At 43.5% G+C, this 13,969-nt stretch carries 13 protein-coding genes; all 13 read left to right on the top strand.

The genetic code is table 11. From position 1 onward, the window contains the following. Nucleotides 1-540: 540 nt before the first annotated feature. The 13 genes from B3143_RS14305 (at nucleotide 541) to bamB (ending at nucleotide 13,942) form a co-directional block, all read left to right on the top strand. Nucleotides 541-2,268 carry an acetolactate synthase 3 large subunit gene (locus B3143_RS14305; RefSeq protein WP_125278762.1) on the top strand — a complete coding sequence of 576 codons (1,728 nt, stop codon included), beginning with the start codon at nucleotides 541-543 and terminating at the stop codon, nucleotides 2,266-2,268. Next, a complete protein-coding gene (ilvN, locus tag B3143_RS14300; protein WP_004782091.1) occupies nucleotides 2,265-2,756 on the top strand; it encodes an acetolactate synthase small subunit in 492 nt (163 codons plus the stop codon). Before B3143_RS14305 ends, ilvN begins: the two co-directional genes overlap by 4 nt. A gap of 107 nt (nucleotides 2,757-2,863) precedes the next feature. Continuing rightward, nucleotides 2,864-3,880: a ketol-acid reductoisomerase gene (gene ilvC, locus B3143_RS14295; protein WP_005232140.1), complete on the top strand. Its 1,017-nt coding sequence runs from the start codon at nucleotides 2,864-2,866 to the stop codon at nucleotides 3,878-3,880. 1,414 nt (nucleotides 3,881-5,294) lie between these two features. After that, on the top strand, nucleotides 5,295-5,846 hold the full coding sequence (locus tag B3143_RS14290) for a phosphatase PAP2 family protein (protein ID WP_104426616.1): 552 nt from the start codon (nucleotides 5,295-5,297) through the stop codon (nucleotides 5,844-5,846). Nucleotides 5,847-5,934: 88 nt separating this feature from the next. Further along, the gene (iscX, locus tag B3143_RS14285) at nucleotides 5,935-6,135 is read left to right on the top strand and encodes a Fe-S cluster assembly protein IscX (RefSeq protein ID WP_104426615.1); all 201 of its coding nucleotides are present in this window, start codon (nucleotides 5,935-5,937) and stop codon (nucleotides 6,133-6,135) included. 109 nt (nucleotides 6,136-6,244) lie between these two features. Continuing rightward, nucleotides 6,245-6,676 carry a nucleoside-diphosphate kinase gene (ndk, locus tag B3143_RS14280; RefSeq protein WP_004782097.1) on the top strand — a complete coding sequence of 144 codons (432 nt, stop codon included), beginning with the start codon at nucleotides 6,245-6,247 and terminating at the stop codon, nucleotides 6,674-6,676. Between the two features lie 121 nt (nucleotides 6,677-6,797). Beyond that, nucleotides 6,798-8,033, top strand: coding sequence for a 23S rRNA (adenine(2503)-C(2))-methyltransferase RlmN (rlmN, locus tag B3143_RS14275; RefSeq protein WP_005232136.1), 1,236 nt, complete (start codon nucleotides 6,798-6,800; stop codon nucleotides 8,031-8,033). Between the two features lie 14 nt (nucleotides 8,034-8,047). Further along, nucleotides 8,048-8,848 (top strand): type IV pilus biogenesis/stability protein PilW, encoded by an 801-nt coding sequence (pilW, locus tag B3143_RS14270; protein WP_005232134.1) that lies wholly within the window; start codon nucleotides 8,048-8,050, stop codon nucleotides 8,846-8,848. Next, nucleotides 8,839-9,624, top strand: coding sequence for a helix-turn-helix domain-containing protein (locus tag B3143_RS14265; protein ID WP_034703520.1), 786 nt, complete (start codon nucleotides 8,839-8,841; stop codon nucleotides 9,622-9,624). Before pilW ends, B3143_RS14265 begins: the two co-directional genes overlap by 10 nt. Nucleotides 9,625-9,647: 23 nt before the next feature. Continuing rightward, nucleotides 9,648-10,769: a flavodoxin-dependent (E)-4-hydroxy-3-methylbut-2-enyl-diphosphate synthase gene (gene ispG / locus B3143_RS14260; RefSeq protein ID WP_005232130.1), complete on the top strand. Its 1,122-nt coding sequence runs from the start codon at nucleotides 9,648-9,650 to the stop codon at nucleotides 10,767-10,769. A gap of 3 nt (nucleotides 10,770-10,772) precedes the next feature. Next, nucleotides 10,773-12,068: a histidine--tRNA ligase gene (hisS, locus tag B3143_RS14255; RefSeq protein ID WP_286740980.1), complete on the top strand. Its 1,296-nt coding sequence runs from the start codon at nucleotides 10,773-10,775 to the stop codon at nucleotides 12,066-12,068. 30 nt (nucleotides 12,069-12,098) lie between these two features. Then, nucleotides 12,099-12,797 carry a YfgM family protein gene (locus B3143_RS14250; RefSeq protein WP_005232125.1) on the top strand — a complete coding sequence of 233 codons (699 nt, stop codon included), beginning with the start codon at nucleotides 12,099-12,101 and terminating at the stop codon, nucleotides 12,795-12,797. Next, entirely contained in the window at nucleotides 12,794-13,942 is a 1,149-nt protein-coding gene (gene bamB / locus B3143_RS14245) for an outer membrane protein assembly factor BamB (protein WP_286740979.1), read from the top strand. The genes B3143_RS14250 and bamB overlap by 4 nt, the downstream gene beginning before the upstream one ends. The last annotated feature ends 27 nt before the right edge of the window (nucleotides 13,943-13,969 follow it).

Genomic DNA, 13,969 nt, shown 5'->3' with positions numbered 1-13,969 from the left:
CAATGCGTAAGTCCTATTATTTATAAACAGTTGCATTGAATTTTTTAAAAATTCATTCAATTTTTTTATATAAGACATATTAAAAATTTATAAAATTAAAGTTTTAAGTATATGAAATTTATTGATTTAAATTAAAATTTTAAAGCTAAAAACTAGAGTTAAAGTCGAAATTGTCTGTAAAAGCAGCAAATTTTAGACGTAGAAACAATAATAGCCTGTTTTTTAAACTTGACTTTACAGACTGAAAACACAAGAATGCTGCAGTAGTTTTATATGCCTTAGATCGATCACCCTTCGAACAAGTGTCATTTCATGCAGTGGGCGATTTCTCTAGCCGAGAAATTGAACAAAGCTAAGCAAAATATGTTTATCCCAACATGTTTTAGGTCTTGTATTGCTCGAACAGTAAAGAGACCAGATTTTTTTTCCTATTGCTATGAAAACTATGAAATTTATGTGCTATAACAGTGCAGACAGTTAATGAATGAACACTGCAAATGCCTCCCATTTGTGCAGTGAATAATATTAGGGTGAATCACGTTGGAACTTTTATCTGGTGGTGAAATGCTCGTTCGCGCATTAGCGGATGAAGGCGTTGAACATGTTTTTGGATATCCAGGCGGCGCAGTTCTACATATCTACGACGCGCTATTTCAACAAGACAAAATTAATCATTACCTCGTACGTCACGAACAGGCTGCCGGCCATATGGCAGATGCATACTCGCGCGTAACAGGTAAAACTGGTGTCGTGCTTGTGACATCAGGTCCGGGCGCAACCAATACCGTAACTCCAATTGCAACAGCTTATATGGATTCCATTCCAATGGTGATCCTGTCTGGTCAGGTTGCAAGCCATTTGATCGGTGAGGATGCGTTCCAAGAAACTGATATGGTCGGTATTTCTCGCCCAATCGTTAAGCACAGCTTCCAGGTTCGCCATGCCAGCGAAATTCCGGCAATTATCAAAAAAGCATTCTATATCGCGTCATCTGGCCGTCCAGGTCCGGTGGTTGTTGATATTCCTAAAGATGCAACTAACCCGGCAGAGAAATTTGCTTACGAATATCCTGAAAAAGTGAAGATGCGTTCGTATCAGCCACCATACCGTGGTCATTCAGGTCAAATCCGTAAAGCGATTGATGAACTGATTCATGCGAAACGCCCAGTGATTTACTCAGGCGGCGGCGTGGTTCAGGGCAATGCTTCAGCACAATTAACTGAGCTTGCGCATCTATTGGGTTACCCGGTTACCAATACTCTGATGGGCCTTGGCGCATTCCCGGGCGATGATCCACAGTTCATCGGCATGTTGGGTATGCACGGTACTTACGAAGCAAACATGACCATGCACAATGCAGACGTGATTCTGTGTGTAGGCGCGCGTTTCGATGACCGTGTAACCAATAACCCTGCGAAATTCTGCCCGAATGCGAAAGTCATTCACATTGACATCGATCCGGCGACCATTTCTAAAACCATCATGGCGCACATTCCAATCGTGGGTGCAGTAGAACCTGTACTGAACGAAATGCTGAACCAGTTGAAGCAAATGAATGTGTCCAAGCCAAATCCTGAAGCGATTGCGGCATGGTGGAAACAGATTGATGAATGGCGTCAGGTTCATGGCTTGAAGTTCGATGTACCGACTGATGGCTCAATGAAGCCTCAACAAGTGGTTCGTGCTCTAGACAAAATCACCAATGGTGAAGCGATCATCACGTCTGACGTTGGTCAGCATCAGATGTTCGGTGCATTGCATTATCGCTACAAGCGTCCTCGTCAATGGATTAACTCTGGTGGTCTAGGTACGATGGGTGTTGGTCTGCCATATGCAATGGCGGCTAAGCTTGCATTCCCGGATCAGCAAGTGGTTTGTATTACTGGTGAAGCGTCTATTCAGATGTGTATCCAGGAACTTTCTACCTGTAAGCAATATGGCTTGAACGTTAAAATTCTATGCCTGAACAACCGTGCCCTAGGTATGGTGAAACAGTGGCAGGATATGAACTACGAAGGCCGTCACTCTAGCTCTTATGTAGAGTCTTTACCTGACTTTGCAAAATTGATGGAAGCTTATGGTCATGTAGGCATTCAGATTGACCATGCAGACGAGCTTGAGTCTAAGCTTGAAGAAGCAATGGCAATCAATGATAAGTGCGTATTTATTAACGTAATGGTTGACCGTACAGAACACGTATATCCAATGCTGGTTGCGGGTCAATCGATGCAGGATATGTGGTTAGCAAAAGGGGAGCGCACGAAATGAGACATATTATCTCTGTACTCGTAGAAAACGAAGCAGGCGCGCTTTCTCGCTTGGTAGGTTTATTCTCACAACGCGGCTACAACATTGAAACATTGAACGTTGCGCCAACTGAAGACCCAACACTTTCACGTCTGACTTTGACGACTTATGGTGATGATCACAAGATCGAACAGATCACTAAACAGCTGAACAAGCTGGTAGAAGTGGTTAAAGTGGTGGATCTGTCTGAAGGTGCGCATATTGAACGTGAGTTGATGTTGATCAAAGTGAAAGCTTTAGGCGCAACCCGTGATGAAATCAAACGTACGACCGATATTTTCCGTGGTCAGGTGGTTGACGTAACGCCAACAACTTACACGATTCAAATCGCGGGTACGACTGAGAAAATCGACGGTTTTATTGATGCATTAGCAGAAAACACGATTCTGGAAGTGGTGCGTTCAGGCGTATCAGGTATCGCACGCGGCGAAAAAGTACTAACCATCTAAATTTTCTAAATTATTTCCTCATTCTAATAAGAAGGGGGCTTCAGGCAATGTGATCAAGGATCATTGCCTGATGAAACGGACACACAAGCATTTAAGCGGAGACAGCAATGCAAATTTTTTACGATAAAGACTGCGACTTATCTATTATCCAATCTAAGAAAGTAGCAATCATTGGTTACGGTTCACAAGGTCACGCACACGCGCTTAACCTTAAAGATTCTGGCGTTGACGTAACTGTTGGTCTACGCGCGAATTCTACTTCTTGGAAAAAAGCTGAAAACGCTGGTCTTAAAGTTGCTGAAGTTCCTGCTGCTGTAGCTCAAGCTGACGTAGTAATGATCTTGACTCCAGATGAGTTCCAAGCTCAACTTTACCGTGATGTTATCGAACCAAACATCAAAGAAGGCGCGACTCTTGCATTCGCTCACGGTTTCTCTGTTCTTTATAACCAAGTTGTTCCACGTAAAGACCTAGACGTAATCATGGTTGCGCCTAAAGCTCCTGGTCACACTGTACGTTCTGAATACCAACGTGGTTCAGGTGTTCCTGACTTAATCGCGATCCACCAAGATGCTTCTGGTAATGCTCGTAATGTTGCGCTTTCTTACGCTTCAGGTGTAGGTGGCGGCCGTACTGGTATCATCGAAACTTCTTTCCGTGAAGAAACTGAAACTGACCTGTTCGGTGAGCAAGCGGTTCTTTGTGGTGGTGCTGTTGAACTGGTTAAAATGGGCTTCGAAACTCTGGTTGAAGCTGGTTATGCGCCTGAAATGGCGTACTTCGAATGTCTACACGAACTTAAATTGATCGTTGACTTGATGTTCGAAGGCGGTATCGCGGACATGAACTACTCAGTATCTAACAATGCTGAATACGGCGAATACGTAACTGGCGTTGAAGTAATCAACGAACAGTCTCGTGAAGCAATGCGTAATGCGCTTAAACGTATTCAATCTGGTGAATATGCGAAGATGTTCATCCAGGAAGGTGCGTTGAACTACCCATCTATGACTGCTCGTCGTCGTCAAAACGCTGCTCACGGTATCGAACAAACTGGTGCTAAACTGCGTGCGATGATGCCTTGGATCCAAGCAAACAAAATTGTTGATAAAGAAAAGAACTAAGTTCTAATTTCTGAGTCACAAAGCCCTTGTTTTATAACAGGGGCTTTTTTATGTCTTGTAAAAATGACTAACATCATTGGTTAAAATTGTGTGCCTCAAAGAAAGGAAAACAGTGGTTTTCATTCCTTGCGCTTCATTCAAAGTAATGCTTTGCTTCCTTGCACTTCGTACAAAACAGTGTTTTGTACTCGTTCATACCTTGGATTCAAGCAAACAAAATCATAGATAAAGAGAAAAACTAATTTCTTGAATCATTTGATTTGACTGCGAAAACCCACTCACTAGAGTGGGTTTTTTATATAGTCAAATAATAATTTAAATAAATATAAAAAGATAAGATGAAAGATCGAACTGAATTTTTAATATGGAAAATCATATCTATGCTTGGACTGAAGTAGGAGTAGGTGATTAAGAGCTTGAGCAATGTGGAGTCGAATTTAAAAATACCGAAAATTTATAGCAACAAATCCAAACGATTATTTATCGTGATGTATAGGGGATTTAGCTGGTTTTCATTAAGTTTATTGTTAGCTGTCTTAATTCCAATTTTATGTTTATTGTTTGGAGTAGCTTTGTTGCCTGACTGGGAATTTGAGGATAAAAGGTGATCTCAAAAAATAAATCATATCCCAAAATGGCAACTATTTTATAAGTTAAATCCATCGGCATGAATCACGTATTTAATCGGTTATTAGTTGAGCAGAAGTATAGTAAAGAAATTGAAAAGGCAGATAGAACAGGCGTAAAGCATCAGCAAGTTTAATAATGTAAGAAATATTCAGCTCCCATAAATCAATTCATAAAACAGTCACACCTTAATTTCATACTTGATCAAAAGTATGGATAGTTATATCTCTTTAACTTTTAAATGCTTTGAAATAACCAAATTTTGAGTAAGAGCAAGGCAAGAAGCGGCTTCCAGATACATTTTCACCAAAGTCTTGGGCGCTATAACTGCACTATACTCGAAGCACATTCGATCCTTCTCAGGTTTTGTTAAAGGCTAGATAATTATTCTCAAAGAATGAATTGAATGTGGTAATTCAGACTTATTTCACTGAATACCAGTATAAATAAATTATCTATTAACAGTTCAGGGATAGGTCGGATTGAAAGGTTAGAATAGTGCAGGAGGCGATGGCCAGCGGTGGAGCAATGATCGCTAATGATCATGGATGTACTTGTTTACAGCTGCAACATGATCGGAAAAGTTGGCTGAGTAGGTTGGGATAGTAGTAAGAATTCATCTGTTAGATGTTTGAATTAGGCGATTTATAACGATTACAGAAGGATGCAGGTATTAAGAAACTAAAAAAGGTGAATAGCGATTATCTCATGCGTCAATTTGAACAAGCTCTATTTTTCAGTCGTACAAAACCTGAAATGCAGGGCATAAAACAATAAGAGCTCTACAATGAAATTTCAGAATGCAAAATTAAAGTTTTTAGAAATTGATTTAAAAGGCTGTATTTATCTTAATCATTTTTCACATTCAGAACGCATTGCGGCTTTTTTTAAAATCATTAGCCGGTTAGGTAATGGCGTATTCTGGTATTTGATGCTGATTACCGTCTGGCTGATTCAGGGCCTGATGTATACCTTACAGATTGTTTATCTGGTGTTTGGCAGTATGGTTGGAACCCTGATTTATAAACTATTAAAAACCAAGACCGTACGGCCACGTCCTTATCAGGTGCATCAGGTTGTTCGGCTCTGTGAGCATCCGCTGGATCATTTTAGTTTTCCTTCGGGACATACCTTGCATGCAGTGATGGTCACAATCGTACTGGGTTATATCGTGCCTTTTTTGCTGTTTTTAATGTTGCCATTTGCCATTCTGGTCGCAATCTCAAGAATGGTCTTGGGTCTGCATTATCCAAGTGATGTGGCGGTAGGGGCCATATTGGGCGCTCTGGTGGCGACCATGATTGTATTTACGGCACCTTTTTTTAATATCATGTTGTAAAAAATTACGAGATGATCTGGCAAAAGCTCGCAGAAATTTGCAGATTTGCTAAAGTACTACATCACAGTAAATAGGCTTAGGAATAGACATGGGTTTACGTTGGACTGATACCCTCGATATCGCGATTGAATTGTATGAAGCGCATCCAGACGTGGATCCGCAATGGGTTCGCTTTACTGACCTGCATGCCTGGGTATGTGCACTTCCTGATTTTGAAGATGAACCAACCAAATCAACCGAAGGGCTTCTGGAAGCCATTCAAATGGCATGGATTGACGAAGCACGTTAATTGCCAATTGAAAAAAGCAATTTTTTTACAGTTTAAAGGCAGAAAAAAGTCCATTATTCGGTATAATGCGGCAAATTTTCATGTCAACAATTGACTTAAGGAGCCAATCATGGCTATTGAACGTACATTATCTATCGTAAAACCAGACGCAGTTGCTAAAAACCACATCGGTGACATCTTTGCTCGTTTCGAAAAAGCGGGTCTTAAAATCGTTGCGACTAAAATGAAACACCTGACTCAAGCTGAAGCTGAAGGCTTCTACGCTGAACACAAAGAACGTGGTTTCTTCGGTGACCTAGTTGCATTCATGACTTCTGGTCCAGTTGTTGTTTCAGTTCTTGAAGGCGAAAACGCTGTTCTTGCTCACCGTGACATCCTTGGCGCGACTAACCCTAAAGAAGCTGCTCCTGGTACAATCCGTGCAGACTTCGCTGTAAGCATCGACGAAAATGCTGCTCACGGTTCTGACTCTGTAGCATCTGCTGACCGCGAAATTAACTACTTCTTCGCGCAAACTGAGATTGCTCCACGTACTCGTTAATACGCAGTATTCAAACCAGATAAGTGTTATTATACTTATCTGGTTTTTTTATTCTCTGAATAATTCTTTGCTCAGATATTGAGCTTCTCCTTTCATCTTTAGACATGGTTTAGGTATACACATGAGTACTGAAGTGGTCGCTACATCAGCAGTTTCTGATGCACAGCAACAATCTCCGTCCACTCCTGCACAGCAAAATTCTGTGGAAAAAGTGAACTTACTAGGCATGTCACGTCCGCAAATGGAAAAATTCTTCGAAGATATGGGCGAGAAGAAGTTCCGTGCCGGTCAGGTGATGAAATGGATTCATCAGTATTTCGTGACTGATTTTGCCGAGATGACCAATATCTCGGGCAAGCTGCGTGAAAAACTGGAAAAGATTTGTGAAATTAAAGCGCCAGAAGTGGTGCATAAAAACTATTCCAAAGACGGTACCCGTAAATGGGTGTTCCGTGTCGGTGATGGTGACGGCTCTCTGGTTGAAACTGTCCTGATTCCCGCAGAAGACAAAACTGGCTCACGTAAGACCCTGTGTATTTCTTCACAAGTAGGCTGTGCCCTGGACTGTTCATTCTGTTCAACCGGTAAGCAAGGTTTCCAGCGTGACCTGACTCAAGCTGAAATCATCGGTCAGTTGTGGATGGCCAACTACTCCTATATGGAAGAAGTACCTGTGGCTGAGCGTGAGCGTTCAGTGACCAACGTGGTGATGATGGGTATGGGCGAGCCATTGCTGAACTATGACGCTGTATTAAATTCTATGCGCATTATGCTGGATGATTTTGCCTATGGTATGTCTAAACGCCGCGTGACGCTTTCAACGTCTGGTGTCGTGCCGAAAATTGACCAGTTGGCCCAAGATATTGATGTGGCTTTGGCGATCTCATTACACGCAACCAATGATGAACTGCGTAATGAACTGGTGCCAATCAACAAAAAATATCCGCTAGAGCAGCTTATTGCCGCTTGTCAGCGTTATATCACTAAAGATGGTAATGAAAGTGCGCGTAAGCACGTAACCATCGAATACGTAATGCTGGATGGCGTAAATGACAAGCCTGAACATGCTCAGCAGATGATCAAGCTGCTCAAAGATCTGCCAAGCAAGATTAACCTGATTCCATTTAACCCATTCCCGCATGCGCCATATGGCCGTTCAAGCCGTAACCGGATTATTTCTTTCCAAAAAACTTTGTCTGATGCCGGTTTTGTGTGTACGATTCGTCAGACACGTGGGGATGATATCGACGCTGCGTGTGGACAACTGGTAGGACAAGTCGCTGACCGTACCCGTCGTGCGGAACAGTGGAAAAAGAAAATTGCGCAGTCCAACGAGATTATGCGCTCACAAGGATAACAAGAGGTCGCCAATTGAGTAATCTGACATCTAAACTTGCTTTGGTTTCAGTAGTATGTGGGTCTTTGGTTTTAACTGCGTGTCAAACGCCAGATCTGGGTCAGAAGGACCCGGAAAAAGCCACCAAGGTTCGTACTCAGTTGGCGGTTGAATATCTTAAAAACGGTGATCTGGATTCAGCTAAACGTGCGCTGGATCAGGCACTGGAAACTAATCCGCGTGATTCGCAAGCCAATATGATGATGGGCGTGCTGCTTCAGCAGGAAGGCAGCAAACCTAATCTTGAAAAGGCCGAAGGTTATTTCAAGCGTGCAATTTCGGCAGATCCAAAAAATGCCCAGGCACGAAATAACTACGGCACCTATTTATATCAGCTTGAGCGCTATAAAGATGCGATCGAGCAGTTCGAAATTGCCGGCGCAACTTTAGGTTATGACCAGCGATTTCGTGCCCTTGAAAATATGGGACGGATTTACCTGAAACAGGGTGATTTGGTGAATGCTGAAAAATCATTCAAACAGGCACTACAGGCTAATCGCGCTTCGTATATATCAATGTTAGAGTTGGCAGAAATTTTTTATCTGAACCAGCAGTTCCCGGCCGCGACTCAAATGTATGAACAGTTTGTACGTGGCGTGGGGCAGAAAAACCAGAGTGCCCGTGCGCTCTGGATTGGCATTCGCACTGCGCGTGCCAGTGGCGATCAGTTAGGCATGCAGGTATTGGTCAATCAATTACGTGCATTGTTCCCTGAAAGCCCGGAATACCAACGTTATTTGCAATTACAGTACAGTACTGAGGCCGTATGGAAGTAAATCCTAATTCAGATTCGAATAATTCGAGCGTAGCTCCAAACGCGTTAGGAAATGTTCAGCGTCCAGGCGAGTACTTACGCAAGATTCGTATTAATCAACAACGTGAGCTTGAAGATGTTGCCAAAGAACTCAATATTCCGGTAAAGACCCTGAATGCCTTGGAAAAGGATGATTATAAATCCTTGCCTGAAGCGACCTTTATCAAGGGCTATTACCGCACCTATGCCAAATATCTCGGTGTCGATGCTTCTAGCCTGATTCAGCGTTTTGATGAAATTTATGCCAATGATACCGGTATGGTTGCAACGCATGCCCTGAAAGATTCTCCAATCAAGATCATGGGTAAATTACCAGGTTCAAAGCGTGATCGTAACCGTAAATGGTTAAAGCGTGGCCTGATTGCACTGGTTGTAGTACTGATCTTGGGTGCACTGGTGGCCATGATCCAGAACTGGTCAGAGAGCAGCGAGAATAGTGCTGAAGTTGCTGACACCTCTTCTGATGTTGAGATTTTAAATCTGGATGCCGGTGCTGCCATGTCCGGTGATCAGCTCAAGCTTGATTTTAGCCGTCCGACCTCTGTGCATATTGTAGATGCAGGCGGTAACGTACTGGCCACTGGCCGTCAAGCATCTACTTTAGAGCTGAACGGTGAAGCGCCATTCCAGATCCGACTGGATGATGCGACAGCAGTATCACTCAGTTTAAATAATGAAAGTATTGCATTGTCACCTTATACGGTTAACGGAAAAGCAGATTTCCGTTTATCACGTTAATGGTGAGCAGATAGGGCGAAATCATGATCGTAAATCCAATTCAGCGCCGTCCAACACGTAAAATCCGTGTCGGTTCTGTCTATGTCGGTGGTGATGCACCGATCACTGTTCAGTCAATGACCAATACTGAAACCTGCAATGTCGCAGCAACTGTTGCTCAAATTCAGCGTTGTGTGGATGCAGGCGCAGACATCATGCGTGTCTCTGTTCCAAGTATGGAAGCAGCGGCCGCATTTGGTGAAATTCGTAAGCAAGTTGACGTACCACTGGTCGCAGATATTCACTTCGACTATAAAATTGCGCTGGCTGTTGCTGATCTGGGTGCAGACTGTCTGCGTATTAACCCGGGGAATATCGGTTCGGAAGCCAAGATTCGTGAAGTCGTGGCAGCAGCACGTCATAACGACATTTCTATGCGGATTGGCGTGAATGCCGGTTCACTGGAAAAAGATATCCAGAAAAAATATGGCGAGCCAACAGGTGAAGCATTGCTGGAATCTGCGATGCGTCATATCGACATTCTAGATCGTCTGAATTTCCATGAATTTAAAGTATCGGTTAAAGCATCAAATGTGTTTTTGACTATGGATGCTTATCGTCTGCTGTCTAAACAGATTGATAATCCACTGCACTTGGGTGTGACTGAAGCGGGTGTGTATCGTACCGGTTCAGTAAAATCAGCGATTGCTCTTGGCGGTCTACTGATGGAAGGCATTGGCGATACCATGCGTATTTCTCTGGCAGCCGAGCCTGAAGAAGAAATCAAGATTGGTTTTGATATCTTGAAATCGCTGGGTCTTCGTTCTAACGGAATTAATTTCATTGCCTGCCCAAGCTGTTCACGTCAGGAATTTAACGTGATTAAAGTGATGCAGACCCTGGAAGAGCGTCTGGAAGATGTTCGCGTGCCGATGGATGTGTCTGTGATTGGCTGTAAAGTGAATGGTCCGGGCGAGGCCAAAGAAGCCGATATTGGTGTAGTAGGTGCAAGTCCGCGCTCACTGGTGTATCGTAATGGTGAAAAGAGCCATTTAATCGATACTAATCAACTGGTTGATGAAATCGAATCAATGGTTCGTCAACGTGTTTCCGAGCTTGAAGAAGCCAAATCAAAAGAAATTATTCGCACAAGTTTTTCTGAGTAGATCATGAGTTCAATCGTCGCAATCAAAGGTTTTAATGACATTCTCCCAACGCAAACCCCAGCTTGGAGACGTCTTGAACAGCATCTGTCAGGTCTGATGGATGCCTATGGCTATCAACAGATCCGTTTGCCGATGGTTGAACAAACCAATCTGTTTAAACGTTCGATCGGTGATGCCACAGATATCGTTGAAAAAGAAATGTACACCTTTCTGGACAAAGGTAATCCGCCTGAGTCTCTGACTTTACGTCCTGAAGGAACAGCGGGCTGTGTACGTGCGATGCTGGAACATAACCTGCTTCGTGGTGCGACCCCGAAAGCCTGGTATATCGGACCAATGTTCCGTTATGAAAAACCGCAAAAAGGCCGTTATCGTCAGTTCCACCAGTTTGGCGTGGAAACATTTGGTGTGGCAACGCCTGATCAGGATGCAGAACTGATCCTGATGACAGCACGTCTATGGAAACGTATGGGCGTGGCTGACAAGGTTCAACTTGAACTGAATACATTGGGTGAGTCTGATGAGCGTGCAGCGTATCGTGCGGCACTGGTAGAGTTCCTGCAAGCGCATAAAGCGGATCTGGATGAAGATTCTCAACGTCGTCTGACGACTAATCCGCTGCGTATTCTGGATTCCAAAGATGCCAAAACTCAAAGCATCCTAGAAAATGCGCCAAAACTTCACGACTTTATGGGTGAAGAAACACTGGCACACTTTAACCAGTTACAACAGTATTTGTCAGATGCCGGTATTAGCTTCGTCATCAATCAGAAACTGGTACGTGGTCTGGACTACTATAACAAAACCGTATTTGAATGGACCACTACTCACTTAGGTTCGCAAGGTACTGTGTGTGCTGGTGGTCGTTATGACGGCTTGGTCGGTCAATTGAAAGGCAAGGCAGATCAATCTGTACCTGCCGTCGGTTTCGCGATGGGGATGGAGCGATTATTGCTTCTACTGGAACAGGTTGAAGACAATACTCCAGTACGTGATTGCGAAGTATTCCTAGTTGCCGATCCTGCTTCTCAAGGTAAAGCACTGGTATTGGCTGAACAGATTCGTGATCAATTGGAAGCTGCAAGCAGTAATATTCGTCTGAAAGTCGGCTCTCAAGGTTCAATGAAATCGCAAATGAAAAAAGCCGATCAGGCCGGTGCTTTATATGCAGCCATTATCGGTGAGCGTGAACTTGAAGCACAAAGCTTTACGGTGAAAGAGCTGGCGACTGCAGAGCAATCTACTGTGCCATTTGCTGACTTTGTCGCATTTTTCAGTACTAAAATTTCTTCAAAATAATCGATAAAACATTAGGAAAAAGGTAATCGCATGAGTGCAATGACTGATGATGAACAACTTGAAAGTTTAAAATCCTTCACGAAGAAATATGGTTCTTCGATCATTATCGGGATTCTGGTTGCGCTGATTGCCTTTTTCGGATGGGAATATTGGCAGAAGAAAAACTTGGCAGAATCGCAAATGCAGACTGCCAAGGTTCAGCAACTGATGGATGAAGCGCAGGCCGCTGACGGTGATGCTTTTGCCAAGCTGTCTGAAACTGCAGACAAAATTGTTAAAGAAGCACCGGATTCAGCCCAAGCGATTCAAACCCAGTTGGTCATGGCGAAACTGGCTTATGACAAGCAGGATTATGCTGCTGCTGAGAAAGCACTACAAAAAGTTGAAAACTCTAAAGTTGATGATAAAGGCTTGGTTCAGGTCGTTAAATTGCGTCTGGCTTATGCACAATTAGCACAGAAAAAATATGATGCAGCCCTGAAAACTTTAGATGCAGTGACTGAACCTGCATTTAAAGCAACCGCTGATGAAGCACGTGGCGATATCTATGTTGCCAAAAATGATATTGAAAATGCCAAAAAAGTATATCAAAGTGCATGGGATGCTTTGATTGAACGTAAAGAAGAACGTCAAATTTTACAAATTAAGCTCGAAAGCGTAGGCGTGTTGGTCGATGACCCGGAAATCGAACGCCCAATTATAGAAACACAAGTGGAAGAAGCTGAATGAACAGAACATATAAAATCACCTGTGCTTTAACTGTTTTAATCCTTGCACTCGCTGGCTGTGCGGGTAAGACCAATAAAGTACCAGAAGTAAAACCGAATCCACTTCCAAAAATCAGTCAGACTAAAACACTTGTTCCTGTATTTTCGACCAGTGTTTCTTCAACAGAGAAGGCTGATCCGCTACGTTTACGTCTGGATGCGGATAACGGAGTCGTATTTGCGATCGACCCTAAGGGTGAAGTCACTGCTTTTAATGGCAAGCAGCGCCTGTGGCAGAAAAAAGTCAGCAAAGATACTTTAAGCTCTGGCGTTGAAGCCGCTGATGGGATCGTGGTGGTTGGCAGCAACAAAGGCCAACTGATCGCACTAGATCAGCAGACTGGCGAACAACGCTGGACTGCACAATTGACTGGTGCCATTTTGGCGCCTTCACTGGTTCATGCAGGTCGCGTAATTACTGTTACTAATGATGGTACTGTATATGCCCACGAAGTGGCTTCAGGCACTCAGGTATGGACCTACGATTTACCGAATGTCCAGTTTAGCCTGCGTGGCATGGCGGCTCCAGTGCCTTTAGATGCACGTAATGTATTGATTGCGACTTCAAATGCTTATATTTATGCAATCGATGCCCTAAGTGGTGTGCCTAAATTGCAGCGCCGTGTTGCGATTTCTGATGGTCGTTCGGACATTCAGCGTTTGATCGATATTGACGGTGATCCTGTCGTAGCAGGTCAGTTTATTGTGACCACTAGCTATCAAGGTCAGGTGACTGTATTTGATCTGGCTTCACAACAGGTAATCTGGAGTGAAGATGCTAGCAGTATCCAGCGACCGGAAGTGGTTGGTAATGGCGTGTTTGTTGCCCAAACCGATGGTAAAATCAGCGCTTATGAAATTACCACTGGCCAGCCTTTATGGGAAAATGATCAGTTGTTGAATCGGCAGCTGAGCAATCCGGTAATGCTGGGAACTGAACTTGTCGTAGGTGATCTGGACGGAGTACTGCACCTGTTAGATCCATCAACAGGACAGATTATTGGCCGTGCTAAAACTTCTGGTGAAGTGCGTCATTTACGCGTAATTGACAACCAGCTCTATGTTTCGACTCGCAAGGGTGCATTAAGCATCTGGCAGAATCGTTAATTTTTGTTTGGCTTATGCTAAAATAAG

Source organism: Acinetobacter sp. UBA1496 (assembly GCF_002324975.1).
Taxonomy (GTDB): domain Bacteria; phylum Pseudomonadota; class Gammaproteobacteria; order Pseudomonadales; family Moraxellaceae; genus Acinetobacter; species Acinetobacter variabilis.
This window is presented reverse-complemented; position numbering and strand designations above follow the sequence as displayed.

What these genes read in the sequence shown, in the direction of transcription:
- ilvN (WP_004782091.1), top strand. Translation starts at nt 2,265, where the DNA reads ATGAGACATATTATCTCTGTACTCGTAGAAAACGAAGCAGGCGCGCTT.
- ilvC (WP_005232140.1), top strand. Translation starts at nt 2,864, where the DNA reads ATGCAAATTTTTTACGATAAAGACTGCGACTTATCTATTATCCAATCT.
- B3143_RS14290 (WP_104426616.1), top strand. Translation starts at nt 5,295, where the DNA reads ATGAAATTTCAGAATGCAAAATTAAAGTTTTTAGAAATTGATTTAAAA.
- iscX (WP_104426615.1), top strand. Translation starts at nt 5,935, where the DNA reads ATGGGTTTACGTTGGACTGATACCCTCGATATCGCGATTGAATTGTAT.
- ndk (WP_004782097.1), top strand. Translation starts at nt 6,245, where the DNA reads ATGGCTATTGAACGTACATTATCTATCGTAAAACCAGACGCAGTTGCT.
- rlmN (WP_005232136.1), top strand. Translation starts at nt 6,798, where the DNA reads ATGAGTACTGAAGTGGTCGCTACATCAGCAGTTTCTGATGCACAGCAA.
- B3143_RS14265 (WP_034703520.1), top strand. Translation starts at nt 8,839, where the DNA reads ATGGAAGTAAATCCTAATTCAGATTCGAATAATTCGAGCGTAGCTCCA.
- ispG (WP_005232130.1), top strand. Translation starts at nt 9,648, where the DNA reads ATGATCGTAAATCCAATTCAGCGCCGTCCAACACGTAAAATCCGTGTC.
- hisS (WP_286740980.1), top strand. Translation starts at nt 10,773, where the DNA reads ATGAGTTCAATCGTCGCAATCAAAGGTTTTAATGACATTCTCCCAACG.
- B3143_RS14250 (WP_005232125.1), top strand. Translation starts at nt 12,099, where the DNA reads ATGAGTGCAATGACTGATGATGAACAACTTGAAAGTTTAAAATCCTTC.
- bamB (WP_286740979.1), top strand. Translation starts at nt 12,794, where the DNA reads ATGAACAGAACATATAAAATCACCTGTGCTTTAACTGTTTTAATCCTT.